This is a genomic window from Pirellulales bacterium (genome assembly GCA_019636345.1).
Lineage (GTDB): Bacteria > Planctomycetota > Planctomycetia > Pirellulales > Lacipirellulaceae.
The window spans coordinates 39634-66180 of sequence record JAHBXQ010000003.1; the positions used below are offsets into that span (position 1 = coordinate 39634).

At 67.6% G+C, this 26547-nt stretch carries 22 protein-coding genes; 5 read left to right on the forward strand and 17 right to left on the reverse strand.

The window, feature by feature from the left end:
- Positions 1-117: 117 nt before the first annotated feature.
- The 5 genes from floA to KF688_07995 all read right to left on the reverse strand — a co-directional run bounded on the left by floA (position 118) and on the right by KF688_07995 (position 5555).
- Complete coding sequence (gene floA / locus KF688_07975; GenBank protein ID MBX3425600.1) at positions 118-1200, reverse strand: flotillin-like protein FloA; 1083 nt, start codon at positions 1198-1200, stop codon at positions 118-120.
- A 278-nt stretch (positions 1201-1478) separates the two neighbouring features.
- Positions 1479-2060 carry a hypothetical protein gene (locus KF688_07980; GenBank protein ID MBX3425601.1) on the reverse strand — a complete coding sequence of 194 codons (582 nt, stop codon included), beginning with the start codon at positions 2058-2060 and terminating at the stop codon, positions 1479-1481.
- 139 nt (positions 2061-2199) lie between these two features.
- Positions 2200-2964: a hypothetical protein gene (locus KF688_07985; protein ID MBX3425602.1), complete on the reverse strand. Its 765-nt coding sequence runs from the start codon at positions 2962-2964 to the stop codon at positions 2200-2202.
- A 271-nt stretch (positions 2965-3235) separates the two neighbouring features.
- Positions 3236-3679, reverse strand: coding sequence for a rhodanese-like domain-containing protein (locus KF688_07990; protein MBX3425603.1), 444 nt, complete (start codon positions 3677-3679; stop codon positions 3236-3238).
- Positions 3680-3887: 208 nt separating this feature from the next.
- On the reverse strand, positions 3888-5555 hold the full coding sequence (locus KF688_07995) for a sigma-70 family RNA polymerase sigma factor (GenBank protein MBX3425604.1): 1668 nt from the start codon (positions 5553-5555) through the stop codon (positions 3888-3890).
- 586 nt (positions 5556-6141) lie between these two features.
- Here KF688_07995 and KF688_08000 point away from each other — a divergent pair.
- Positions 6142-7542: a hypothetical protein gene (locus KF688_08000; protein ID MBX3425605.1), complete on the forward strand. Its 1401-nt coding sequence runs from the start codon at positions 6142-6144 to the stop codon at positions 7540-7542.
- Between the two features lie 20 nt (positions 7543-7562).
- Here KF688_08000 and KF688_08005 read toward each other — a convergent pair whose 3' ends face one another.
- The 7 genes from KF688_08005 to KF688_08035 all read right to left on the reverse strand — a co-directional run bounded on the left by KF688_08005 (position 7563) and on the right by KF688_08035 (position 14580).
- Positions 7563-7781: a hypothetical protein gene (locus tag KF688_08005; protein ID MBX3425606.1), complete on the reverse strand. Its 219-nt coding sequence runs from the start codon at positions 7779-7781 to the stop codon at positions 7563-7565.
- A gap of 181 nt (positions 7782-7962) precedes the next feature.
- Positions 7963-8745 carry a class I SAM-dependent methyltransferase gene (locus KF688_08010; protein ID MBX3425607.1) on the reverse strand — a complete coding sequence of 261 codons (783 nt, stop codon included), beginning with the start codon at positions 8743-8745 and terminating at the stop codon, positions 7963-7965.
- Positions 8746-8849: 104 nt separating this feature from the next.
- A complete protein-coding gene (locus KF688_08015) occupies positions 8850-10268 on the reverse strand; it encodes a phosphatase PAP2 family protein (protein MBX3425608.1) in 1419 nt (472 codons plus the stop codon).
- 452 nt (positions 10269-10720) lie between these two features.
- Positions 10721-11398, reverse strand: coding sequence for an FHA domain-containing protein (locus KF688_08020; GenBank protein ID MBX3425609.1), 678 nt, complete (start codon positions 11396-11398; stop codon positions 10721-10723).
- A 167-nt stretch (positions 11399-11565) separates the two neighbouring features.
- Positions 11566-11880, reverse strand: a complete 315-nt coding sequence (locus KF688_08025) for a (2Fe-2S)-binding protein (protein ID MBX3425610.1) — start codon at positions 11878-11880, stop codon at positions 11566-11568.
- A gap of 54 nt (positions 11881-11934) precedes the next feature.
- Complete coding sequence (locus tag KF688_08030) at positions 11935-13251, reverse strand: vanadium-dependent haloperoxidase (GenBank protein ID MBX3425611.1); 1317 nt, start codon at positions 13249-13251, stop codon at positions 11935-11937.
- A gap of 192 nt (positions 13252-13443) precedes the next feature.
- Positions 13444-14580 carry a M20/M25/M40 family metallo-hydrolase gene (locus tag KF688_08035; GenBank protein ID MBX3425612.1) on the reverse strand — a complete coding sequence of 379 codons (1137 nt, stop codon included), beginning with the start codon at positions 14578-14580 and terminating at the stop codon, positions 13444-13446.
- A gap of 324 nt (positions 14581-14904) precedes the next feature.
- On the opposite strand from KF688_08035, the gene KF688_08040 reads away from it, so the two are divergent.
- The gene (locus KF688_08040; protein ID MBX3425613.1) at positions 14905-17748 is read left to right on the forward strand and encodes a hypothetical protein; all 2844 of its coding nucleotides are present in this window, start codon (positions 14905-14907) and stop codon (positions 17746-17748) included.
- 9 nt (positions 17749-17757) lie between these two features.
- Here KF688_08040 and KF688_08045 read toward each other — a convergent pair whose 3' ends face one another.
- Complete coding sequence (locus KF688_08045; GenBank protein MBX3425614.1) at positions 17758-19212, reverse strand: hypothetical protein; 1455 nt, start codon at positions 19210-19212, stop codon at positions 17758-17760.
- Between the two features lie 275 nt (positions 19213-19487).
- Between KF688_08045 and KF688_08050 the strand changes: the two genes are divergently transcribed.
- Complete coding sequence (locus KF688_08050) at positions 19488-21479, forward strand: Hsp70 family protein (GenBank protein MBX3425615.1); 1992 nt, start codon at positions 19488-19490, stop codon at positions 21477-21479.
- A 25-nt stretch (positions 21480-21504) separates the two neighbouring features.
- On the opposite strand, the gene KF688_08055 is transcribed toward KF688_08050, so the two are convergent.
- Together KF688_08055 and KF688_08060 are read right to left on the reverse strand one after the other, a co-directional pair.
- Positions 21505-22140, reverse strand: a complete 636-nt coding sequence (locus KF688_08055; protein MBX3425616.1) for a hypothetical protein — start codon at positions 22138-22140, stop codon at positions 21505-21507.
- 49 nt (positions 22141-22189) lie between these two features.
- Entirely contained in the window at positions 22190-22888 is a 699-nt protein-coding gene (locus tag KF688_08060) for a phytanoyl-CoA dioxygenase family protein (protein ID MBX3425617.1), read from the reverse strand.
- Between the two features lie 114 nt (positions 22889-23002).
- Here KF688_08060 and KF688_08065 point away from each other — a divergent pair, with 114 nt between their 5' ends.
- Entirely contained in the window at positions 23003-23290 is a 288-nt protein-coding gene (locus KF688_08065) for a hypothetical protein (protein ID MBX3425618.1), read from the forward strand.
- An 86-nt stretch (positions 23291-23376) separates the two neighbouring features.
- On the opposite strand, the gene KF688_08070 is transcribed toward KF688_08065, so the two are convergent.
- Together KF688_08070 and KF688_08075 are read right to left on the reverse strand one after the other, a co-directional pair.
- On the reverse strand, positions 23377-23805 hold the full coding sequence (locus KF688_08070; GenBank protein MBX3425619.1) for an Rrf2 family transcriptional regulator: 429 nt from the start codon (positions 23803-23805) through the stop codon (positions 23377-23379).
- A 36-nt stretch (positions 23806-23841) separates the two neighbouring features.
- Positions 23842-24741, reverse strand: a complete 900-nt coding sequence (locus KF688_08075; GenBank protein MBX3425620.1) for a phosphoadenylyl-sulfate reductase — start codon at positions 24739-24741, stop codon at positions 23842-23844.
- 313 nt (positions 24742-25054) lie between these two features.
- Here KF688_08075 and KF688_08080 point away from each other — a divergent pair, with 313 nt between their 5' ends.
- Positions 25055-26539: a rhamnulokinase gene (locus KF688_08080; protein ID MBX3425621.1), complete on the forward strand. Its 1485-nt coding sequence runs from the start codon at positions 25055-25057 to the stop codon at positions 26537-26539.
- Positions 26540-26547 lie beyond the last annotated feature (8 nt).

The window sequence follows — 26547 nt, forward strand, 5'->3', positions numbered from 1 at the left end:
CTTAAGGGGGATTGGCTGGCGTCCGTTGCGAACCGCCAAGGACGCCAAACGGGAAATCTGTCAGGAACCGCTCGTTGTGCGCTGCAGCGGTTCCCGCCTTCGGCTGCACGGTGGATTCTACGTCGCGCCGTCGGTGCGACGAGTCGGGACGGCGCCGACGCCGGCGATCGCTTCGCGCATCTCGGTGTCGGCCTGGACGTTTTTCATACGGTAGTAGTCGAGGATTCCCAGCTTGCCGCTGCGAAAGGCGTCGGCGATCGCCTTGGGGACCTCGGCCTCGGCCTCGACGAGCTTCGCCCGGTTCTCCTCGATGCTGGCGATGTTCTCTTGCTCCTGGCTGACGGCCATGGCCCGCTTCCCTTCCGCCCGAGCGCGGGCGACGCGGGTGTCGGCTTCCGCCTGGTCGGCTTGCAGCCGGGCGCCGATGTTGTCGCCGACGTCGATATCGGCGATGTCGATCGACACGATTTCAAAGGCCGTCTGCGAGTCGAGCTTGCGGGCGAGCACCGTACGCGAAATGCGGTCGGGGTTCTCGAGCACGTGAGCGTGGGTCTCGGCCGAGCCGATCGCGCTGACGATCCCCTCGCCGACGCGGGCGACGATCGTGTCCTCGGTGGCTCCGCCGATAAGTTGGTCGAGGTTCGCCCGGACCGTTACGCGGGCCTTCACCTTGAGTTGGATGCCGTTCTTGGCGACCGCGTCGAGCGAGGGGCGCTTGGCGTCTTTGGCCGGGCAGTCGATGACCCGCGGGTAGACGCTCGTTTGGACGGCTTCAAGGATGTTTCGTCCGGCCAGATCGATCGCCGTGGCCCGCTTGAAGGTGAGCGGGATGATCTTGGCCTTCTTGGCGGCGATCATCGCGCGGATGACGAGCGGCAGATTTCCGCCGGCGAGGTAGTGAGCTTCGAGCGCCTTGGTGGTGATCTCCTCGTCCTCGTCGAGCCCCGCCTGGACGACCATGATTTTGCAGCGCGTGATGATCGTGGCGTTGATCTTGCGAAACCACATCCGCACGAGGTCGAGCATGCCGATCCCGGCGCCCGTCGTTTTCGACTGAATCCAGAGCTTCAAGAACCGCGCAAAGATCGCGAAGAAGACGACCCCGATCAAGAGCCCGACGGCGATCGCCACGAGCACGATGTTGTTGACCAGCGCTTCGTCGAGCGCCAGCGTCAGGGGGATCGATTCACGGGCGGACATGGGGAGAACTCTCCACGGCGACAAATAAGTGCAAGCGAGCCCCGGCATCTCGCCCGGGGCGACGCTATGGGCGGTTGTACCCCCCTCGCCGGCGCGGGGCAAGCGCGGATCGCCTCGGGTAGTGATACCATTTGTGCCCCTGGAAGGGTGGCCCCCAGGGAATCCGCTGGGGGCTCACTTCGTTCGACCCCAGCCACCCGTCAATTTGGCAAATGGGATCACTACTTCGACTCGACCTGGACTTCCGTCCCGCCCGGCGGAGGAGATTGCCGCCTCCCTCACGACAACGGCTCGTCGAACTCCTCAATGCCGAACTCCTCGATCGGCTTGGCCAGCACGTCGCCGCTGTCGATCGTGATGCGGCGGGCCTCGTCGGGATCGGCAGGGCGGACCATGACCCGGTTGGCGCGGACCTCGACGACCACAATCGGGGTCCCGGGGTCGATCGGCACCCCTTGGCTCACCGCATCGAGAAGTTTGCCGTCGACGAGCACGCTGCCGCTGGGAAGCATCATGCTGCTGGCCACGCCGACCCGGCCGACCATGCTGCGCCGCGGGTCGTCAGGGTCGACCTCGGCGGGGGTCGGCAACTCGCCGAGGAACGCCTTGCCCATCGGCGTCATCGGCAGCACCTTGAACGCCAACCCAATCGTCAGGGGCACGAACGCCAAGGTGAGCGTGATGAATGCAAACCCGGTCGTCGCGTCGCGTCGGAACGCAAAGTAGACGCTCGCCCCCAGGACCAGCACGGCCAGGAAGCTGAGGACGCCCCCCGAAGGGAGAAACACCTCGAGCACGACGATGCCGCACCCAAGCACCAACAGCAGTATCGCCCAACCAAGCGGATCCAACAGATTCATAGCGGCGCGTCCCGAAAGCCTCGGGAACCGACCGGCCCCCGTCCCTGCATTGTATCCGTGCGGCGGGGCGCCGCTATCGCGGCTGGGACGGGACCAGGGGAGAAGACCTGGAATCGCGCGGGACGTTCCGTCGAGTGCGTCACTCGCCCGGCGTCCTGCGAACCGTGACGTCGCTGAACCGGGCGGCGCCGCTGCGCACCGGCGTGAGCTCGGCGAAGTCGCGGGTGCGGCTGATTCGGCCGTCGCCGTCGGCGACGAGGTACTCCTCGCCGTCCGCCTCCAGGCCGCTGATCCGCCGATCGCACTCGCGGAAGATCGGCTCGGGCGTCCCGCCGGCGACGCGGAACAGCCGGCTCCGCGGCTCGGTCGTGGCGAGGATGACGACCCCCTCGCGGACCGTAAAGGTTCCCCACCAATGGCCGCCGACGTCGGTTTGGCGGATCGTCGCCACCTCGGCTGCGGCGCCTTGCCACAAGTCGCGGCGGTAGATTTTGCCGTCGGCCAGCGGTTCGCCGTCCTGCGGCGTCGGGACGACGCTGAAGTACACGGCGTGATCCTCCCCGCCGCAGGCGAGGTCGCGAACCTGGCCGGGGAACTCGAAGGCGAGCACCTCGTGCCGCTGATCGAGAAGCCCGAGGACGTAGCCGTCCAAGCCGCTGCAGAAGTAAAACGCCCCGTCCGGCGCCGCAGCCACTTGGGCGACCTTCATCACCGCCCGGGGAAACGCCGGGTCGGCGCCGGGCTGCCGCCGCACCAGCAGCCGCTCCGGCCGATCGTCGACCGCGTGCCAGACGACTCCCGGAAAGGCCCGCTGATCGGCGAACCACAGCTCCGCCGCGCTCGCGACGCCGCACTGAACCCACGCCACGCCCGCCAACGCCAAGCCGATGCGAATACGACTCACGGCCGCAGTCTCCGGAGAATCAAGGAGGCAAGAAGAGAAGGGGACGCCGACGCGAGAATGCGCGGTCGTCTACGGCGAAGCCTAGGTCGCCCTGGATCGCACGGGGGGCGAGGCGTCCGCGAAATGCGCGGAACTTCGCCGGCACAACCGCGTCGCTCGGCCCCGGCGGCGCATTCGACCAGGGGAAAAACGTCGAGCGACGCGGGGGACTTGCGCGGAAGCTGCCGTGGCTGCGCCGGCGCACGTTCGTCGCCGCTTGAGGATCGCTCTCTCAGTTCCCGCCCGCGGCCGTCTCGCGGTGCGGCTTGGCGTCCGAGAATCCGGCTTCGACGAGGTCCTCGTACCCCGCTTTGAGCGCTCGGACTTCGTACCCCAGCGGGGTCAAGATCGCGGCGGCTTGCTTCGAGCGCATTCCCACCGCGCAGTACGTGTAGATGATCTTTTTGCCTTTGCCTTGCTTGGGCGGCAGCGTCTTGGCGACTTTCTTGGCATCGAAACTGTGCTTGAAGAGCGATTGCACGGGCAAGAACACCGCCCCCTCGACGTGCCCCGCTTTCCATTCCTCGGGGCTGCGGACGTCGACGAGCACGGCTTTCTTGGCGTCGAGATTCTGCTGGATCGTCTTGAACGAATCCTTCGACCACTCGACCTGAGTGCGCGTCGCGCCCCCCGGGGCCAGGAAAATGACGGCGGCAAGAGCGACGAGGTGCGACACAATCCCCTCGCAAGATCAAGTCACGGCGGCAACAACGCGCCTCAGTATAGCACGGCGGGGCCCTTGCCGGCGGCAACGGGACGAACGGCTGCGGAATCAACGACAAAGCGTCGCGGGAACCTGGGTCCCCGCGGCGCTTCGGGTATCGGCCGCCGATTTCGGCGGCACGGACGGGGTTTGACTGCGTTGTCGGCGGTGACGGCGGGCGTCAGATCTCCAGCGTGATCTTCTCCGCCTCGGCCGCGGCCCGCAGTTTGCTCAGGGCGCGGGCCTCGATCTGACGGATCCGTTCCTTGGTGACCCCCAGCTCGGCGCCGACTTCCTTCAGGGTCAGCGGCTCGCGCCGATGATCGAGGCCGAACCGGCCGATGATGATCGCCTGCTCGCGTTCGTCGAGCCGGTCCAAAATTCGGCGGACTTTCTGCTCGCGATCGGCCTGGGCCGATTCCTCGACCGCCGGGTTGGCCCGCTGCTCCTGCGTCGCTTCGAACAGTTCGTCGTAGCTCGTGCGGAACCGGTCGCGGGTGCGATACTCGGTCGGAATCGTGCGGGCGAAGTTCTTCATGATCGCCCACGAGGCGTACGTGCTGAACTTGTTCCCGCGGGCGTAGTCGAACTTTTCGATCGCACGCAGCAACGACACGTTGCCGTCGCTCACCAGCTCGAAGAAGTTCTGATCCGGAGTGACGTGCCGCTTGGCGATCGAGACCACAAGCCGCAGGTTGGCGCGGACGATGTGGTTCTTGGTCGCCACGATCTCTTCATACAACGCCTCGATTTCGTCCATGATCGCCGCCTTGGGATGCTCGCGATCGAGCTCGTCCCGCAGCCGGGCGGCCTTGAACTTCAGGTAGTTGTACTTGCGGAACAGGTGCTGTTCCTGCTCGCGGGTCAACAGCGGCATCTCGTACAGGCTCGCCAAGTACGGCGGCAGCCCGGCCGGACGCTTCGGACGCCGGGCGGTCGTCTCGGCCTCGGGCATCGGCCCCAGGCAGGCGGTCTCGGCGCCCTTGCGGCGGAACCGCGGGTTCGGGATGAAATCGAGCGGCAGTTCAAAAATCCGCTCCGCCCGCATCTCGTTGACGACGCGGTAGATCGTCGTCTTCGTACGGTTGTAATCGTGGCACAGCCGATCGATCGACGCGCCGCGACGAAAGGCGTTGAACAGGTTCGTCTTTTGCACCTCGGTCAGCGGACCGGCCGGAGTGGGGAAGATCGCCTCGGCGGGCGAGTCGGCGTCGTGCTGACGCAGGGCCGTGCGGACCGTCTCGACGCTGCGGTCGAACCGATCGGCCAAGCGGCGGACGATCTCCGCAGGACCCGTGCCGGCGGCGGCCAGTTCGCGGGCCGCGTCGACCAGTTCCGCCCGTTCAGCGTCGGTGAGCTGGCTGAACTTGGCGCCCCGTTCAACCCGCTCGGCATTGTTGCGGACGAACCGATCGACGCTCGAGCGCAGGAAGCCGACCCGCTTGCGACCGTCGAACACCAGCCGCCGGCTGACGAGCCCGAGGGTCCGCCAGCGAGCGATCGTCTTGGTCGAAACGTTGAACTGCTTCGCAAGCTCCTCGACCGTGAACACCTGCTCGCCCATCGAGTCGGCGTGCAGGTCGGCCGCATCCGAGAGATCCTCGACGAGCAGGCGCAGGTCGTGCACCAGTTCGCTGCCGGGGATTTGCCGAGGAACGCTTTCCGCGGGCGCTTCGGGGGAGTGCAACTGCTCGAGCACCTGCCGGGGACGATACGCTTCGTCGGGATCGACGCTGGCGATCAACCGCTCGGCGGCGTCGATGCGCAGCAGGAGCTCCTCGCGCGATCCGGCACGGCGATGCCGGTCGCACAGCTCCTGGACCAGAGGGTTTTTGTAGTTCAAGTGCATGGTACGCCTCGTTCGTCTGCGTCCTTTGTCGCGGCGTGCGTGGTGTTCCTTGCGACTCGTTCGCCCACAGCAGTCTGCGATTGGTGCTTCGTCTGGGTTCCGGGGTGGTTTGTGACTAGCGACAGGAGAGACCCGGCGCCGGCCGCGTTGAGCCCGACTCCCTCTCTTGGAGCGGGGCCGTCACGCTGGCGCCCGCGACGTGCGTCGCGAGTTGCGGAGGGCCTTGCCCCGGGACGCTGCGGGTGCTAGCGACCAAAGGGCTAATGGTTGTACGCAGTTTGATGGAATTGGGTCGAGAGAAAGTTCGCGCCCGCTACGAATTTTTTGCCCCGGAATTTAGGCAACTTGGCTGCAAGCGGTTTCCTCGTCGTGATTTACGCCCCGTGAGCCGGGCCCTGGAGATCACGTCGCACACAGCGAGCCGATTCCCGAACGTGAACTGTCCCACGCTCGACAGGCCCGAATTCCGCTGAATTGTCGCGCTCGGCGATGCCGATGAGGCGGATATTGCCGATTCTTCCGCCCGCCAACCGCCGAAGGCCCGGACGCGGACCCCCGCAGCCAGTCTGAAAATCGATGTAACATCATGCAAATAAATATCTTGCGAATTTTCTGCGGGCTTCTGCAAGCGAGCCTGGTCGGGTCCGTCCTCGCGGCTGAAGCAGCCCCGCCATCCTCTCAACCGCAAACGGTCGACCTCACGCCACGGCTCTCCTCGGGGGACGTCGCCCAGGTGACGGCCAAACTGGAGGTCGGGGGCGAGGTGCTTGTGACTGACGACGCCGGGGAGGAAAAGCCGCTCCCGATGAGCGTCGTCGCCGAGCTCGCCTACACCGAGCAGTTCGTTCTGTGGTCGGCCGACGTCGACGCCCGGCTCGCCTCGCTGCGGCGCTACGATCGGGCCGACGCGACGCTCAAGGTCGGCGATCAGGGGGAGGATCGTTCGCTCCCCGCGGAGCGTCGCGACCTTGTGGCCGTGGCCGTCGGAGAGCTGCAGCTCGTGAATCGCCCCGGCGCCGTCGTGCCGCTCACCCGCGCACAACTCGATCTCGTCGACCTGCCGGCCAACACGCTGGTCCTCGACCGGCTGATGCCGGGGGGGACGATGACCATTGGCGACAATTGGGCGCACGACGCGCTGACGATGGCCGCCCTGCTCGGGTTGGACCGCGTCGGCGCTTGCGAGGTTCACAGCGCCGCGGTCGGCGTCGAACGCGATCAAGTGCAGATCCGTATGGCCGGCACGGTCAACGGCACAGCCGACGGCGCGGCGACGGAACTCGAAGTGCGGGGCGCGTACCTGTTCCATCTCAAACAAGGGCGGATCACCAAGTTCAATCTGGCCGTTCAGGAGAAGCGCAAAGCGGGCGAGATCAGCCCAGGGCTCGATGTGACGGCCAAACTGACGTTGGTCGTCAAACCGGTCGACGCCAATCAGGCCCCGTTTGACGCCGAGGCGGTCGCCGAGGCGGCGGACGCCGAGCCGACGGCGCTGGCCCGCTTGGCGGTCGACGACCCCCGACGAGGCTTCCGCTTTCAGCACGGCAGCGAATGGTTCGTCACCGGCGAACAACCGCAACTGCTGTCGCTGCGGCTGTGGCGGGGAGGCGAGCTGCTGGCCCATTGCAACGTGACGACGCTCCCCGGGCGGTCCGAAAAGCACCCGACGACGATCGCCGAACTCGAAGCCGACGTGAAGACGGCGCTCGGGAAGAAGATCGAGTCGATCTCCGCGGCCGAGGAGTGGATCGCCCCCAACGGCAACCGCTGCCTAGCCGTGTTCGCCAACGGCAAGGTCGACGAGGCGCCGATCCAGTGGCGCTATTACCTGATCACGGCGCCGGGTCGGCCGCAAGCGTCGGTCGCGGTGACGGTCGAGCAAGATCGGCTCGAGGCGTTCGACAATGCCGATCGGGAGTTGATCGACACGCTCGAGTTCGTCGGAGACGAGCCGGCGACGGCGGCCAAGACGCAAGCGATTCGCTGAACGACGCTCGCTTGGTCGACTCAGCGGCGACGCCAGATGCGGTGGGAAGCGGGCGAACGCACCGCCGAGCGGTTCTGCCGCTCCCATTGCATCGAACCGTAGTTGACTCCGCTGATGTTGAAGCTGCGGTAGGGGTTGTTGCGGCTGATCGGGCCGGCTTGAGCCGGGGCGGATCGCCCGCACCACGCCGCGGCGGCGACCAGGACCAGCAACACGAGTCCGCGCACAGAACAAAACATCTCGGGAATCTCCGGCGAGTCGACGAGCAGGCGGCGTCCTCATTCTACGCCGCGGGATCGCTCGGGGCGAATCGCACCCGACGCCGCGTCGGGAGCCTGCCGGCGGCGCGGAACGGGGGCGGCCTGAAATCACCCGCCGCTTTCGATCGCCGGCGGCTAGCGCCGTCCGCTCAGGGAACGTTCAGGCGGCGCGGGCTTGCTCGGCGCCGACTGGCAGCGAGCGGCGGCGCTGCAGCAGCGTGAGCCCGTGCCGCAGCCGGCGCGTGCTGTGGAGATGGATCACCGAGAACTCGGGGAACTCGTCCAGGATCCAGTTGACGAATTCCCGTTCCCCCGGCTGGTGGGCGAACCGCTCGGCGTCGAGCCACGCCTCGGGCCGGGTCGCGGCGAACTCGCGGTGGACCGGCAGAAAATGCTCGCGGGCCCACAGTCCCGTGTCGTGAATCGCGACGATCGCCTCGGGCGCCAGCGCCGGCAACAGCCGCCGCCAGGTGGCCTGGTTGAGGTCCAGTTCATGGGCCGCGTCGAGGAACACAAGCTCCACCGGCCGGCCGTCGACGTCGGCGGGGGCGAAGTCGGTCTGCGACTTCTGCACGAAGCGAAAGTTCGCCCGCTGGGAAAACGCCCTGCGGGCATGGCGGGCCGAAACGTCCGAGACGTCGAAGCTCACCAACAGCGCGTCCTCGTCGAGCCCCTGCAGAAAATTGAATGCGCTATGTCCCTGGAAGAAGCCGAACTCGACCACGGTCCGCGGGGCGAGCGTCTTGGCCAGGGCGAGCATGAGCAGCGCTTCGTCGCGCTGCAACGGGCCCATCGACGCATCATTGGCGTACGTCGCCAAGTGCAACGCGCCGGTGCGGCGCTCCGGCAGCAAGCTGCACAGCCACCCATAAACGGTGCGCACCACCGGGTTGCGGTAGTACACGCGTCGAGCGGTCGATTTCAGCCCGCGAGTCGAGAACATGGCCGACGCCTCCGTGTCGCAAGGGCGTCCTCGCCCTGGGCGAAGACGGTCAGCGCGACTTGTAGGTCATCGACCGCGACGCGGCAACCCCGGCGGCGCTGTCGCTAGCACCGCCGCCAGCGACCGGCGCGGACTCCCCAGGCGGTCAGGCCCAACGCCAGCAGTCCTGCGGCGGCCGGTTCGGGGACGACGGCGAAGTGATTCGCCATGACGTGTCCGGCGACCTCGCGGCCCAGGGCGATTCCGTCGGTGGCGTCGAAGATCCAGTGGATCCCCATGTAGATCCGGCTGTAGGCGTTCTCCCACTCCGCCTCGCTGAAGCTGGCGAAGTCGCGCGTACCGTCGACCCCGATCTGAGCCATCTCGTCAGGGATCGAGCCGGGAGCCAACTCGTCCGAGTTGAGCGTGAAGTTCACCACGTCGACGCCATAAAACCGTCGCAGGGTCTCAAAAGTCGCGGCGCCCATCGTGGCGTGGCCCGAGACGTACGCCGGGAACGGCGGGGTAAAATCGTCGCTCGTGTGGTTCGGCGCGTCTCCGGGGGCGCCGAGCGGGATCCAATTCGGGTCGGCGATCGTGTCGGGGTTGCCGTCCGTGTCGGCCTCGCGGATCCCGGCGATCGGCCGCCAGAAGTCGTCGGTGAATTTCACGTCCCAGGCGGCGATCGCGGCGTCGGCCATCGCGACCGACGCCATGGCGAACAGCAGCGCATCCTGCTCAGGCGTGTTGCCGAACTGGATCGAGACGTCGTGGAGGTTGCGATTGTAGAGAACCGGCGGGGGCCCCATGCCCGCGCGATCGTAAGCCCAGAACAGCGCAATCTCGGTCCCTCCGACCGCCTCCCGCTCGGGGCTCACCAGAGCTCCCATGGTCTTCACTTCGTTGTACGCGTCGGTATAGGCCTGCGAGTGCATATCGGGAACGCCGGGAACGTAGAAGTCGGTCGTCGCGGCGCCGGAGAACATGGGGACGGTTCCCCAGCCGGGTCCCCACGCCTCTTGCCCGGGATGCATCGGATCGGGGCGCCAGCGGCCCGGATCGTTGCTAGTCGTGTAAGAGATCGAATCGGCCGCGTTGTCGTTGGAGCGGGCATCGATGTATGTCTGCGCGACCGAGGCGCCGAAGTTGAGGCCGGCCGTTTTCTCGGCCCCGTCGGGAATCGCAGCCAGGGCCGCCGCAAGCGCCGCGTCGAGCTGGGATTGTTCGGCGCTGTAGACGCTGGAGAGCACCGTGTAGGCCGCCTGGGCGACCGCGGCGTCGCGGCTGGCGCCCGCGGGAGCGAGCCCCTGGTGGAGGAACTGCGCGTGCGTCGGCTGGAACGCCTGGTAAACGTCGTAGATGGCGCCGTTGGTCATCGCCATCGAGCGGGTCGCCCAACCGGGGTTGGCCGTCGCCATGTCGGCCTGAGCGACGGCGCGGAGCGTCGCGTTCCATTGACGTACATCGGACCCGCTCGCACGATCGCACAGGGATGCGCCGAGCGTCCCCGCCAAGATCGCCAACGTCAAAGTAGTGCGCATCATCAGTTGAAAACCTCTTGGTGAACGACCACGCCCCCAGGCGAGTCGCAAACATCGATGCTCGACAGGGACCGTCGTTCGCGTCGCGCTGCACGTTTCCGCGAAGGGCGGCGATGAAAATCGCTTCCGCCCGGCGCCGGCAGTTCTCGATGACGAGAACAAACGCCGTGGGCGCCACGCTTCATCCGTGAAAGCGAAGAAACCGCTATGAGAGGGCCGCCCGGGGCGACACCCCGCGGACGACGGAAAGCGTGCGGCTAAGACAAACGAACGAGGTCGTTAGCAATCTCGGGTAAGTGATCAGCGACTGACGTCCCCCCCTGCGAGGTTGATATTCGCTGCGTGGGTCGACAATGTCAAGCAAATTGCCGCATTTTCTTAGTCCCCCCAAGCCGACAGGGCCGTTCCCTGGGAACAGCCTGGCGCAACTCGCCCGAGCGACCCCTGACACCACGCTATTCCTCGCCCGGATCGCCGATCAGCCGCAGGTACTCGGCTAATTGCGACTGGACGTCCAGCAGTTCCTGCCACTGGGACAGGGGAATGCTGACGCTCGATTGCTGGTCGTCGATCGCGGCCCCCTGCACGAGCTGCCGGGTGCGGAGGTGGAGGTATTCGAGCAACTCCGACAGCTGGGCCGCTTGGCCCGCCGACAGCCGCTCGGGAAGCTCCGGAGGGCTAGGAATGTGGAGCGTGCTTTGCAGGTCTTCGGAGGCCCCCAGCTTCAGCTCCAGGCTCAGCGATTGGGGGTCGCTCGTGCTGCGGACGTCGTCGGCCAGCAACTCGCCCGTTTCGCCGATGCCGTCGTTCCGCAATTCCTCGAGCCGATGCGCAATCTGGTCGCGGGTGCCGAACAACAGCACGCTGCGCCCCAGCGAGATGACGTCGCCGTAGCGGAGGATCCGCAGGTGGGCGTCCTCGCCGTTGACGCGGGTGCCGTTGGTGCTCTCCAGGTCGGTCAGGACGAGCTTGCCCGAGTCTTCCTGGATTTTGAGGTGGAACCGGCTGATCCGCTCGTCGTTGAGCTGGACCGAGTTCCCCTCCTCGCGGCCGATGGTGATGGGGGGCGGCAATTCCGCGAAGACGCGGCCCCGATCGGCTCCGTCGAGCACTCGCAACGTAATGTGAGTCATGATGCCCGCGCCGCCAGCGTGCCTCTGCCCTGCGCCCAATGCGAGGTCAACGACCTGGCCGGTCGCCCTCACGCGCTCAATGCCCCCCCATCATGCGCTTATAACACGCCAACCGCCCCCCAGCAAGCAAAACCGCTGCTGCGACTAGGTTTACCGCAACGGGACGCTCACGGCGCCCCGGGGGGCGAGTCCTCGGCCGGAGCCGGCGGCGTAGCGCCCGGAGGGGGCGTCCCCCCGCCGGCGCGGACGTAACGGCTCCGGTCTCGGGCGTACTCGTCCGCGGCGGGAAGTTCCGCCGCGTCGCTGGCCTGAGCCGCATCGAACAACCGCTGCAAAAACGGTCGGCACCATCCGCACCCCGTTCCCGCGCCAAAGCAATCCGCCAGCTGCCCGACGCGGCGCGGTCGCTCGACGCGCAAGTAACTCTCCACCTTGCGGCGAGTCACGTGAAAGCAGAGGCACAGTTCGTCGTCAGGTTGCATCGAGACGAATCTCCCCTGGGCCCACGGCCTGCCGCGGCTACCTGCCGGGCGACGCTAGCGCCGGCGGCGGAGCAGCAAGCCCGCCATCGCTGCCGCCGCCAGGGCGACGGCCCCCGGCTCGGGGACGGCGGCGAAGTAATTGGCCGCAATATACTGGCCGAGCGCCGTCCCGCTCAATCGTCCCCCCTCGTTGCCGAAATTGAAATGGATGCCGCCGTAGATGCGGCTCAACCCTGACTCGAGCGAGGCCGCAGTGAAGCTGTCGTATGATCGTGTCACCATCGCGATGTCGTCGCTGCCGACGGTGAACGGGACGTCGTCCGTGCCGAAGAACGCCGCGAGCACCGCCGCCGCGGCGGCGCTGAACGTGCTATGCCCGCTCGTGTACTCGGGGAAGGGGGGCGTCGTCAGCAGAGGAGCCCAGGCGTCGTCGTCGAGCGCGGCCGTCGCGGCGACCGTATCCGCTTCGCGGATCGCCGTGATGGGGCGCCAAAGGTCGTACTGGTACTTCGCGTCCCAGCAGACGATCGCCGCGTCGGCCAAGGCCACGTTGAGCATAGCGAGCATCCGCGCGTTCTCGGCCAGCGACAACCCTTGCGACTCGCCGACGACGAGCGCGATGCGATTCCAATGCCCCGGAGGGGTCTCGGTGCCGGCGCCGTTCGCCCAGAACTGCGCGATCTCGGTTTGATCGGTCGTGCGGGTCGAGCCGACCGCGGCGCCCAGCGACTTCACCTCGGCGACCGCTGCGACGTACTCGGCCGAATTGAGGGCCGGCGGGGGCGGGGGCAAATATCCGAGCGTCGAGGCGATTCCGAACGGCGTCACGTCCCCCCAATGCGGCAACAGCGGGGCGGCGAATCCCGGAGCCGTCGGAACCCATCCCCCGGGTCCGCCGGTCGGGACGTAGCTCGAACTCCCCGTCGAACCGTCCGCCGCGCGACTGGCGAGCATCCCCGCGGCCACGGTCGAGCCAAGCGTGGTTCCGGCGATCTTCGCGGGGCCGTCGGCGATGCCGCTGAGTTGAGTCGCGAGTTGGGCGTCGTAAATCGCCGCGCGGGTCGGGAACAGCGCGACCATCATGTCGCGCGCCGCCTGGGCCGCGGCCGCTTCAGCCGAGGCGCCGATCGTCACGGGGGCGTACAGATACGGGGCGTACTGCCGGTCGGCCGAGTTCGCCGCGTCGAAAATCGCCGCATGGACCATCGCCATGGCGCGGCTGGCGCGGGGAGGCGGGGTCGAGCTGGCGCGGATCGTATCGCGAAGCTCGTTGTTCCAATCGATGACAATGTCGGCCTCGGCGGAACGCCACAATCCCGCGCTCAAGGCGACTCCCAAACCCAATCGGCTGACGACGGCAAACACTCGCATGATGAACGCTCTCGGGAGAATGGACGCCGATGTGGCAGGCCGGGGACGGAGTCTCCACGGCGCAGCACTCCTCCATTCAAGTTGGGACCTGCGGGGAGAACAAGAAAAAAGTCGCCCGGCGATCGTCGGCGCTCGGCCGAACGAACCCGCCATGCCCGCACAATCCACACGGATTTCGCCCCGGCGCGTCGCTCAACAAGGACCTGTCGCAATGCGCAGGGCCACTTGCAGCGCCCGCTGATACTCGTCCAAATCGAGCCACTCCTCGGCGGTGTGGATCGCGTTCTGGCCGCAGCCGAGCGTCACGGTCGGGATGCCGCGGGCGGTGAGCCAATTGGCGTCGAGACCGCCGTTGGCGACGATGAGTTCCGGCTTCTCCCCTTCGGCCGAGATCGCCGCGGACGCTCGAAGCACGGCGGGATGGTCCGGCGCCAAGCGAAACGCCTCGTAATCCAACTGCCCGCGGATGGTCGCAGCGCCGGTCCGCCCCGCGGCGTTCTTCACTTGCCGCGCGGCGCGATGAAAGGCCTGTTCGATCTCGTGCACGATCCGCGCGCGGAACTGGGGATCGTGACTCCGCGCCTCGGCTCGCAGGTCGACGCGATCGGTCACCACGTTCGTAGCCGCGCCGCCGGCGATGACTCCCACATTGCTCGTGCCGCGACGGGCGCCCTTTTCAATCAACCCGTGCCAGCCGTTCTGGACCAATTCGGCGATCGCCAGCGAAGCGATCGCGATGGCGCTCACGCCATCCTCGGGATGCCCGCCGGCGTGGCTGGCGATTCCCGTGAGCGTGATCGCCAGTCGATATCCCCCGGTGGCGCCGACTGTGACGCGGTTGGCCGCGCCGCCGTCCCAGTTGAAGCCCGCCTGCGGACGCCCCAGCAGGGCCAGCTTCGCCGTGCGGGCGCCGTGCAGGCCGACCTCCTCTTGCACGGTCCACAGAAAGGTGAGCGGCGGGTGCGGAGCCTTGGTCCGCAGCAGCTCGAGCGCCGTGGCCAGCAACACTGCACACCCCGCGCGGTCGTCGCCGCCAAGTCCGGTGCGGCGATCGGCGGCGACGATCCGCCGGCCGCGCCGCACGGGGCAGGCCCCCGCGCAGATCGGCACCGTATCCATGTGAGCCGAGAACAACTGCCGCGGCCCGCGGCGCGTGCCGGGGAGCTTGACGACCACGTTGCCGACCGACGACGACACGGGAGAGCCCTTGGGGGGCGCATCACGGACGATCGTCGACCGCGGCGCCCCCGCTGCGATCAACCGTCGGCAGAGGAAATCGGCAACCGGTTCCTCGCCCCCGCTGGGCCCGGGGAGTGCTAGCAACTCCATGAGCAAATCGACGCCGAGAGCAGCTGGCTTTCGCTTCACGATGCACCGAGGGGGGGAATGCTGGCGTCGTCGCGCGGGGGGTCTCGCAGGGGAAGACGCCGAATAGTCCGCCCAAATTGCCGCGGCCAGGGACGTATACCCGCAATACGCCCGTTCAGCATGAGCTTCCGGCACACTCGACGCAAGCCGCCGAGCCCGCACGCCCGATCATATCCTCAAGGGTGCGCCGCGTTTGCGCGACGACCGCGCCGTCGTTGCCGACGAGCGCGACGCGGCGACGACGATTCAGGCCGCGAAAATCGCGACCGACGAGGGGGAAGATCGATGGAGTGGATTCGCAGACGAGCGCGCTGGCCTCGCGTCGCCGCGCTGTTGTTGTTGTTCGGGCTGACCGTCGCGGCGCCCCGTTGCTGGCACTGGCTGCGCGAGCAGCGCAGTCCGTCTGCGGCAACGGCGCTCGACGATCGTCCGACGCCGATCAAGGTCGTGCGGATCGAGCCGTTGCCGGCCGAGACGGTCGACGCCGCAACGACTTTGCCGGCGATTCATGACGCGGGACCGGAACTTCCTCCGGTCGTCGTTCCCTCGCCGGCGTCGCGCCCGGCGCCCCGGCCCGCTTCCGCGCCGCTGTTGGAAGACGATTACGCCTTGGTCGACGACCCGCTGCCGCCGCGCCACGGGGCGGGCGCGTTCACGCTGTCGAACCAAGTCGAAGCCATGCCGAGCATGGCCCCGCTGGCGACCAGCAGCGGTCCACGGCTGCCGCCGCCCGAGCGGACCGCGCCGACCGCGCCTCCGACGCCCCCGGCGATCCCGGCTCCCGCCCAGCCGGCGCCGGACGTGACGCAGTTGTTGGCCATGCGGGACGCGGTCGCACAGCTCGTCGCGGGCGTGCGGCAGATCGAGCTGCCGCGAATCGAACCGCCGGCGCCCCGCATCGAATCCCCCGTCCCGGTGCGCGTTCAAGTGACCAGCGAGTACGACCGGCTCGCAATGGCGCCGCCGCGCGAGGAAGGGGAGGGGGACGACGTGACCCCCACCGAGCGGTCGCCGCATGATTCGCCGATCGAGCCCGAGGCCGAGGCGCACGTCGCCGCCCGCCAGGCGCCGCGACCGCTGCTCGTGATCGCGCCGACGGTGCTGGCCGAACAGCTCGAACAAGCGGCCGATCTCGGCCGGGGCATGTCGTGGGCGGCCGAGGCGCTCGCGCTGCTGCCGACGATGACGGCCCCCGAGATATCGATCGCCGACGCGGAAGCCGCTCTGGCGCAATTCGATCGGTTGGCGGCGATCGGGCTCGACGAGGCGCTGGCCGTCCGCGATCCCGCGGAGCAGCGGACCGCGATCCGCGCCGCGAAGTCGCTCGCCCGACGCCTGCCGTTGTGGCACGCCCTGGTCGCCGAACGGCAAGCCGGGGTTCCGCTGCTGCAACCGCACGAAGCCGTCGAGGCCGACGCCGCGCGGGTGATGCAATTGCTCCACGAATTCGCCGCGCTGACGGCCGGTTCCGACGCCGGGACGGCGTGGCGCGACTACTTGCTGCTCGATCAACTTGCGGCGCTGGCAAGCGTCGGGGGCGCCGATCGCGCAGCCCCGCGGCGGCAGATCGCGCGGCGATTCTTCGCCCGGATCGAGTCCGACCGCCTGACCGACGCGCAGCGCGCGTTTCTCGCCGCGAGCCCCGCGCCGCGATTGGCCGAGGCGCTCGCTCCCTGGGCGACAGGCCCGGTGAAAATCTCGACCCTCGCGGCGCTCGTCGAACGATACGAGCTGCGCGGGGCTCAGCGCGACGCCGATCTGATCGCCGAGCTGCAAGCCCGGTTGGCTCACGGCGGCGATCCCCGTCTCGCGGAGTTGGCTGACCAACTCGACCGCGCCTACCGCAACGGCAACATGCGCCTGGCGGTGACCGAAGACCTGCTCAACCGGCTTACGCCGCAGCCCGCACCGCAGACGACCCCGGTCCATGAACGGATCGCCGGGATCGACGTCCGCGGCCGGGCGCGGACCACGACCAAGTTGGCCGTGCGTTTGACCCCCGACCCGCATCAGTGGAATCTCGGCATCGAAGCGGCCGGCGCCGTGCAGAGCCAGACCTACTCGAAGACTTGGCCGGCCAAGGTCCGCAACAACGGCCGCGTCGAGTACGAGGCCCGCAAGGACGTCAAGATCGGCGCCGAGGGGGTGCAACTCGCTCCTGCCGAGGCGCGGACCGGAACCAACCGCAGCACGCTGGCCGGGGTCGACAGCACGTTCGAGCCGCTGCCGATCGTCGGCGCGCTGGTCGAGAACTACGCCATCGAGAAGAACCAGGAGCGCCGCCCGCGGGCCTTGTCGCAAGTGCGAATCAAGGTGCAGCGCACCGCCAAGTCGCGGCTCGATCGCGAGGCCGACGCCAAGCTCTCCGAGTTCGAGGAGCAGTTCCGCACCACGGTGCTGGAGCCGCTGGAGAAGATCTCGTTGGCGGTCGAACCGCTGGAGATGTACACCACCGACCAGCGCGCCGTGATGCGCCTGCGGATGGCCGACGCCGGCCAATTGGGCGCCCATACGCCCCGTCCCTCGGCGCCAGGCGACAGCTTGGCGAGCGTGCAACTCCACGAGTCGGCGCTCAACAACGCCGCCCGCGGACTAGGGCTCGAGGGATGCAAATTCACCTCGGCCGAACTTTACGAAACGCTCGCCCAGCGCTTGGGCCGGCCGATGGCGCCCCCTCAGCGCGATCTCTCCGCACGGGCCACGGTGACGTTCGCCAACACCGACGCCGCCCGGTTGCGCTGCCACGGCGATCGCATCGAGCTGACCCTGTCAATTGCCGAGTTGGCGCAGGGGCGCGACCGCATCCGCAACGTCGAAGTCCACGCGTTCTTCCGGCCGGTCGTCGAGGGGCTGGAGCTGAAACTCGTCCGCGACGGCTCGCTGCAGTTCAACGGTCCGCGGTTGCTGACCGGGCCGCGGATCGTGCTCCACAGCGTATTCGGCAAGCTGCTTCCCAAAGACCAGGAGGTCGTGCTCTTGGCGCCGCACGTGGACGGCGACCCGCGCTTCGCGGGGCTGATGGTCACCCAACTGGTGATCGAAGACGGCTGGATCGCGCTGGCTTTGGGCCCGGAGTCCCCCGAACGAACGGCCTGGCGAAGCGACCCGACGACGACCGAAAGCCGCTGACGGCCCGGTTCAGCGGTCGGCGTCGTCCTCGAATCGCCCGAACTCGATCTGACACCGCCCCTGCAATTGCTTGGCAAACGCGTGCAGCGCGGTCGCCGCGTCGAAGTCCGCTTGGACCTCAGGCAACGCTGTTGCAGCGGCCGCGATCTCGTTCTTCAGCACCAGAATCCGTCTCTTGGCATTGCCGACGGCGGCCAACGGTTTGACCCCCGGGCCGTTGATGTATGCGTACAGATTGTCCGCCTCGGCTTCCATCTGAGCCATCGCGTCGGACAGCTTCTCTCCCTCCCGCGCAATCTTCTGGCAAGTGCGCGACAGTTCGGGAATGAAGAACGGCGTCGCCGACCTCCCCAAGGTTCCCGTCGACGCGGCGACGTTGAACGAGGTTTGATCCTTCTCCCCTTTGACGTACCGGATTTCGATCGTCACTTCTTCCGGCCCGTCGAGCACGATCTTCACGTCGTGCTGCTCATCCAACCGGCCGTCTCGGGGATATATCTCGTAAGGAACGGGGCAACCGCGAAGAGCGAGAACCTGCAGCGCGGCGGTCGAGCCCGATTTCAGCGAGAAGCCGACGCGACGCTTAGTCACGTCCAGCGGGACGCGGTGGGCGACCTGCGGAGGACCGGGGCGCGGCGCCTCCTGCTGACCGTCGAAGTCGCGCGCGCGATCCAACGGGTCGGCCTTGAGCTGAGCTACGGAATTGGATGGCCCGACGTCGGCCCGGGGAACCCGCTGCGGAATGATCGGGGCGGGTTGGGTTCGCGACGGACGAGGGGCAGGGCGGGGCTCAGAGTCCTTGCGCCGCGGCGCCGGATTCAGTGTCGCCCGCTCGGGGGGATTCTGCGGCGACGGGGGCTCAGGCTGCGGGACCGGCCGCGCGACAGGCGGATCGTTCTCGAACGGCGGATTAGGCGCAAGCGCCGTCCCGACTCCGGGCCGTGTCGCAAGGGCGATGCCGAAGCACAGTGCAAGCAACACCAGCGAACAGGCGACGATCACTAGCGGTCCCTGAGTACGTTTCGCACGCTGCGCTCGGGGTCGGCCGGCGACCGAAGCCGACGGCTCGCGTTGAATGATCGGGCTTTGAGGGAACGACGGCCTTGTCGCGGCGGTACGAGGAGACATGCCGGCATGAGCGCCGTCGACGCGCGTCGCAGAGTTCGCAAGCGGCTGCTCGCCTTGCAGCCGCCTGTCGTAAGCCGCCTTGCGTTGGACGTTCAGCAACGTCAGTCGCGCTTGGGCCAGTTCATTGAGCAGCGCCTGCGACTCGGCCCCGTTCCGTCCCGCGGCGAAGGACTTCACATGCGCCATCTGACGATCGGCCGCGGCGGCGATCACTTCCGGATCGTCCTCGAACCGGGCGAGCCCCAGCAGCCGGTAGCAATCGGCAGGCTGCTCGCTGGGGGGAATCCCCAGCCATTTGTGGTAGGGGTCGAAGCGTTCGGAGGCCGTGGACCGCATCACAGTCTCGCTGGGCGCAAGGCGACCGGCCGGGAGGGCCGGAAAGTGCTCGAGTTTATTTGCGGCCTCTTCGGGCCATAAGATACCATGACGACCGACGGACGGGCAATTGAACGTCGCCGGCATGCGAAACAAGTGGGGGAAAACTCCCTTGTTCGATCCGACCTCCGCTCGACGCCGGCCTCCCCGCGACGCTCGCTCGCACTGCGCGGCAGGGCGACACGACGAGGACGACTCGGCTTATTTTGGCGATTCCTTCCCGGGGCTTTCCGACCATGTCCGCTGTCATCCCCGTCGGCATCGATCTCGGAACGACGAACTGCGCGGCCAGTTACGTCGATTCCGAAGGTCGCACGAAGATGATCCCGACCAGCACGGGCGACGTGCTGACCCCGAGCGTCGTTTACTTCCATGACGACGCGCCCATCGCGGGCCAATCGGCGTGGGAGGCCGCGTTGACCGCCCCCGACCGCGTCATCGAGAACGCCAAACGCGATATGGGATCCGCCGCCTGCCGGCAATCCGTCGCCGGAGAGCACTATCCCCCGGAAGTCGTCCAAGGCTGCCTGCTGCGCCAGTTGCTGCGCGACGTGACGGCGATCGTCGGCGAGGAGTTCCAAGCGGTCGTCACCGTGCCGGCGTATTTCGACGAGGCCCGCCGCAAAGCCGCCCACGACGCGGCGATCATGAGCGGATTGCCCCTGCTGGACATCGTCAATGAACCGACGGCCGCCGCCTTGTCGTTCGGCGAGCGGCTCGGCTACCTGCGTTCCGACGGCGCCCCGCAGGCTAAGCTCAACATCCTGGCGTACGATCTCGGCGGGGGGACCTTCGACGTGACCGTCATCCGCCTGTCCCCGGGCGAGGTCCGCACGCTGGCCACCGACGGCGATTGCGAGCTGGGAGGAATCAACTGGGACGAACGATTGGTCGGGCTCGCCTTGGAGCGCGTGCCGATGTTGCAGCAGCGCGGAACAACGCTGACGCAAGTCGAGCAGATCGCCTTGCGACGCGCCGCCCGCGACGCGAAACACGCGCTGTCCGATCGGCCGGCGACGCTGCTGGAATGCCGCGTCGGCGAGGCGGCTTTCGCCATGCCGGTCACGCGCGAGGAGTTCGAGGAACTGACCGCGGACTTGCTCGAACGGACGTTGTTCACCACCAAGCAAGCCCTGCAGGCGGCGGGACTGATTTGGGATGAGGTCGACCGGTTGCTGTTGGTCGGCGGCTCGTCGCGCATGCCGGCGGTGCGCCGCGCCCTGGAACAGGCTTCGGGACTGCAGGCCGAGGTCGCCGTTCATCCCGACGAGGCCGTCGCCCGCGGGGCCGCGATCTTCGCCCGCTACTTGCTCGGACTCAGGGGCCGCGACGACGTCGCCCCCGCGCTGAGCGTCGTCGACGTCAACGCCCACGGACTGGGCATCGAAGGAGTGAATCTGCAAACCTTGCGAACCGAGAACGTCACGCTCATCCCGCGCAACACCCCCTTGCCTTGCGAGGTTGTGCGCAAGTTCGTCACCCGCAGCGACGGCCAACCAAATGTGCGGGTTCAATTGCTCGAGGGCGAGAGCACCGTCCCCTCGCAGTGCGCGCCGCTGGCGACGGCTCTGATCAAGAATCTGCCCCCTGGGCTGCCGCAAGGGACGCCGATCGACGTGCATTATTCGCTGCAGTCCAACGGACGGTTGGCGGTGAGAGCCGCCGTGCAAGGCTTCGGATCGCCGGCTCGAATCGAACTGCAGCGAGTGCGCGGGCTGGCGGAACGGCGCGTGCAGCGCTGGAAACAAGTCGTCTGTCGCGACGGCGGGTTCCGGAACTTTCAGGAGGTCCTAGCGGTGATGGCCAACGACCCGCCCGCCGGCGGCAAGCCCGAAACGCTCGAATCCGAGACCCGCGTCGAGAATCGCCGCCAAGGAGGTCGCTTGTCAGGTCCGGCCGTAGCGTACGGCGCCCCTCAGGCCGCTGCAGAAACCTTGCAAGCTCAACTCAATCCGACAAGGTCGTCGGGCTCCGCCGCGGCGATCACGCTCTCCGATCCTGAAGAAGCGGGATCGGACGCAGCAGACATCTATGCCCAGCCGGCGCCGACGAGCCGGCGCAGGCGAGGAAACTGGATCAACTCTGCCGTGAACCTGACCGGACACGTCCTCGCCGCGTTCGTCGGGTTGTTCGTCGGCTATTACCTGTTGTGCATCGTGCGACCCGAACTGAATTATTTCCGACTCAATCTCCCGGGGGTCGCCGCCCCCAGCGAAATCCGGCGATGAATCCGCCGCCCGCGCGGTCGAAGCGCTACGCGCCGACCTTGTCGCCGAGGCGCTGCTTGCGAATGTAATCCCGCGCCCGTTGGACAGAGGCAGGCTTCTTGAGGCCAAGGCGAACCGCTTCCTCGAACGCCTTGTCGGGGCCGACCCCTTCGTCGAGCACGCGGTACGTCATCCACGCGGCGCCGACTCGGTTGGTCGTCGCGCTGTGGAGCACCAGCGGCCGGCGGGCTTCGTTGGCCAGCACCTCGCGGACCTTGGTGAAGACTTCGTCCGAAAGCTCGTCTTCCGGATCGAGCGCGAGCTCGACGTAGTTCATCCCCACGACCCGCACCTCGCGCCCTTCGTCCCAGTCGACGTCGTCCGGCATGCGAAGCTTGACGACCGTTTTGATCCCGCGCCGCGCCCAGCGGGCGAAATCTTCCTTGCGCGGCTGGCCGCACAAGTAGAGATCGCCAACCGCGAAGGACGGCGCGTCGAGCCCGAGGTCGACCGGCTCGACCATCGCGGGGCCGGTCGACGCGGACTCCGGCTCCGTCTGGTTCGCCGTCCGTGCGGCGTCGCGACATCCGACGAACGCCGCAAAGTTCCCGGCGACGGCCAGCGCAATGAACACGAGCCGACGCCTATCGGGCCAGGACGACGGAAACGGCGACGGCTTCATCTGTGATCTTCTCCTGCGACGGCGGCATTCGCGACGACGTGTGACGGCGCTATGTCCAATCGTACCACGCCAGCGGAAACAGGAGCGGTCGCGGCGAGAATTCCAGGTGCAGCACGCGGCGACGGACCGGCGCAGTCGTACGTTGAGAGCTATGGAGCAACAGCGGTCGCATCAGCGCCACGCCGCCGCGGGAGGCAAGGCAGTCCACGGATGCGATCGACTCGATCTGCATGCGAATCTGCTCCTCGTCGAGCACGCCGTCGCGGTGCGTGCCCGGCAGCACGCGCAAGGGTCCCGCGTCGTGATCGCAGGGATCGAGATGGATTCGCACGGCAACCATTTCGGCGAGAACTTCAACTGGCGGCTTCACGTGAGGCACGCCGGCTTTGACCGACCACGCGGAGAACCCGGGCGCTTCGTGACGCTCGGCCACGGCAATCATCAGGTCTTGATGCCAAGCGACCTGCCAATTCGCCGCGGGACGCTTGTCGAACCACAAGGCCTTGACGCAGCGGGCCGGTCGCCCCAAGGCCGTCGCGACGCACTCGCGCACAGGAAGCGACTGAGCGACGCGGCGAACCGCCTCGCAGCGACGCAGCAAGTCGCGGGCGCCCGCGGCGTACGGATCGGCTTCTTTCTCGGTCAGAATCTGCAGAGCGTCGGCGAGCGCGTCGCACTGGTCGGCGTCGACCACCTGCGGCAGGCACGCGTAGCCGTCGCGTTGAAATCGCTCAATCTCGTGCTCCATGCGCGACGCAATTCCGGGAGTTGAGTTTGCCTCTGGGCGGCGATCAATTCTAAACTGACGGCAGGCGACGACAACATGCCCTGTGCCAAGGCGGCCGCGAAAGGAACTCTGCTTATGGAACGCGTCGGCGTCTCTTTCAAATCGTCGCTCACGGGCGACGAGGTTCGTGAGCGGTACGTGCAGCCGCTCCGCGCCGCGCTCGAGGCCGCCCAGGCCGGGTACTACAGCAATTATTTGCGCCAACCCGACGACGATCCCGACCGGCCGAGCGAACACCTGCTGATGTTCATGGTCCGCGACTTCCAGGTCGGGCTGCGACTCTTGCGGACGGAACTCGAGAAGCTCGAACGCCCGGGGGACGTGCAGTTGCACAATCTCAATCCGAGCGATCCGATGTATTGAGGGGGGCGCCTCGGCGCGTCCGCTCACGCGATCGGCGATGTGTGCGACGCGGGGCGCGAGAATTTCGCCCTTAGACCGCTCGCCCCTCAGATGTACCACATCGCTCCCGCCGCGGCCGCGCCCCGTTCGGCAAGATCGGCGAGCGTGACGCTGGTGAGCACCTCGCGCCGAGCCCGCGCCAAGTCGGCACAGGTTTCGACCAAGGCCGCGGCGAAGGGCGATTCGCCAGCCGCGCATTCGCTCGGCGCATCGTTCGCCTCGAGCAGGTCGACCACGTCGGCCAACGTCACCTCCTGCGGCGGCTGGCTGAGACGGTAGCCCCCCCCGGGACCGCGGGTGCTGGCGATGATTCCGGACCGCTTGAGTTCATGGAGAATTTGCACCAGAAACGTCGCGGGAATGCCATGCCTCTCGGCGATCCGCGCGGCGGAGGCCGGGCGCGCTGCGACGCCCGGTTGCTCCTGGGCGAGCTCCAGCAGGGCGAGGATCGCGTATTGGGTTTTGGCGGACAGCATCAGGCAACGGGGGCAAGGGGCCGGCGAGGGCGTGAATTAAATGCCGCTCCCCTCGCTCTCCGCGGGGGTGTGCAATCCGCACTCGGTTTTGCCGCTGCCGCTCCAGCGACCCGCCCGTTCGTCGCCGTCCGGCTCGCCGGGAACGACCGCCCGCGTGCATGGCCAGCAGCCGATGCTGGGATAGCCGCGGTCATGGAGCGGGTTGTACGGCACGTCCTCCTCGAGGATCCGCTTCCACACGTCCTTCTTGGTCCAGTTGGCCAGCGGGCTGATCTTCACAAGCTGGAACTTCTTGTCCCACTTCACGATCGGCGTTTCGGCGCGGGTCTCGCTCTGGTCGCGGCGAATGCCGCTCATCCAGGCGTGCTTGCCGCGGGCCGCTTGCTGCAAGACCTTCACCTTGCGGTCGAAGCAGCACTGATCGGGGTTCGATTTGTAGAGCGGTCCGCCGTGGAGCGCCTCGTACTCGGGGACCGACAGCTCGGGCTGCAGCATGTCGACTTCGATGCCGTACTTGCGCGCGATGCGATCGCGCAGGTCGAGCGTTTCGAGGAACTGGTACCCCGTGTCGAGATTGAACACGTACGTCTGCGGCGCCACCTTGGCCAACATCGACAGGATGACGCACCCCTCAGGGCCGAAGGCCGTGGCCATGGTCAAGTAGGGGGCGAACCGCTCGTGGGCCCAGGCGATGATCTCCTCGGGAGTCGCCGATTCGAGCCGAGCGTTGGCCTCGGCCAGTTCGGAGAGGAGCTCGGGGGTCGCCTCAAGCTGCTCGGGCGCGAAGGGGGCGAGTTGGGTCATGGGGAGGATTCTCAGGCGGGGCCCGGCGGCGGGCTGGAACGGTTCGCTTGTGCGCGACGCCGCCCCGGGGATCACGGGCAAAACAGGCAGGTTTTCCGCGGAAAACGCACGGGGAGAGCTGGAACTTGCCATAATGTTATCTTTGTTGGTCAGAATAGTCAACTAAAGACCGCCAGTCCCTGGTATCGGTTCGCGCGGGGCCGATTATTCAGCCTGGATCGGTCGCGCCGGCGCCCTGGAGGAACCGAGCGGAAGTTGGGCGCCTTCGCCGATCCGTGACAAGCTCCTGCCAAAACCGGGCGGCGGGTTGACCCGATCGCGGGGGGGCCGGACGATGCGGGGCGATCGGCCCGCCGAACATGGGGAGGCCGCGCGACCGGGCCGCCAACGGGGCGTTCCGCCGCTTTGACCTCCGCCTCCTCTCATCCTCACTCCTGCCTTCGCCATGCCTTGCTATCTGGCTGTTGATTTGGGCGCCTCGAGCGGGCGCGTCGTTGCAGGGCTGTTCGACGGCGAGCGGCTCGTTCTGGAAGAGGTGCACCGCTTCGCCAACGGTCCGGTTCGGTGCGGGGCGCGGCTTCACTGGCGGACCTTCCAACTCTGGCAGGACATCCTCGACGGGCTGCGTCTTGCAGGGCAGAAGTACGGCCGCGAGGTGGCGAGCGTCGGGGTCGACACCTGGGGAGTCGACTTCGCCTTGCTCGACGCCAACGACGAATTGCTCGGAGCGCCGGTGGCGTATCGCGACTCGCGCACCGAGGGCGCCTTCGAACGCGCGTTCGCCCGCGTGCCCCGCGAGGAGATCTTCGCCGAGACGGGCCTGCAGTTCATGGAGCTCAACACGCTCTACCAACTGCTGGCGCTGCAGGAGGCCGGTTCGCCGGCGCTCGTCGCGGCACGGCGGATGCTGCTCATGCCGGACCTGTTTCACTGGATGCTATGCGGCGAGAAGGCGAACGAAGAGACCGACGCCTCGACGACGCAACTGTTCAACCCCCGCACGCGGGACTGGTCGCACGCGCTCATCCAGCGGTTCGGGCTCCCCGCGGAACTGTTCGGCCCGATCTCTCCCCCGGGGACGACGCTCGGGCCGTTGCTCGAGCATGTGGCGGCCGAGACGGGGCTTGCCGGGGTGAAGGTCGTGTTGCCGGGGTCGCACGACACGGCCAGCGCGGTGATGGCGGCGCCGGGCGCGAAGCCGCAAGCGAGCGGCGGGCCGGTCGAGTGGGGCTACATCAGCTCGGGCACGTGGTCGCTGATGGGGCTCGAACTCCCGGCGCCGGTGATCACCGACGACTGCGCCCGGTGGAACTTCACCAACGAAGCGGGGGTCGCCGAAACGACGCGGCTGCTGAAGAACATCCCGGGGTTGTGGCTGGTGCAGGAGTGCCAACGCATCTGGCGCTCCAAGGGCGAGGACTACACCTGGAACGACCTTACCCGACTGGCCGCCGAGGCGCCGCCGCTGGCCGCGGTGATCGACCCCGACGACGCGCGGCTGGTCGCCCCGCGCGACATGACCAAGGCGCTCGCCGAACTGTGCCGCGAGACCCACCAGCCGACGCCCGAGTCCCCGGGGCAAATGTTCCGGTTGGCGCTCGAGAGCCTGGCGATGCGTTATCGGCAGGTGCTTGCAATGTTGAACGCGCTGAACGGGACCCCCCTGGCGCGGCTGCACGTCGTCGGGGGCGGAACGCAGAATCGACTCTTGTGCCAAATGACCGCCGACGCTTGCGGGCTGCCGGTGACCGCCGGGCCGGTCGAAGCGACGGCGATCGGCAACGTGCTGATGCAGGCGATCGCCGCCGGCGACGTGGCGGACATCCCCCAGGCCCGCGAGGTCGTCCGACGCAGCTTCGACGTCATCGAGTACGAACCGCAGAGCCGCGCGAAATGGGACGACGCGGCGGCGAAGTTCAACGAGCAGTGAAGCGAACT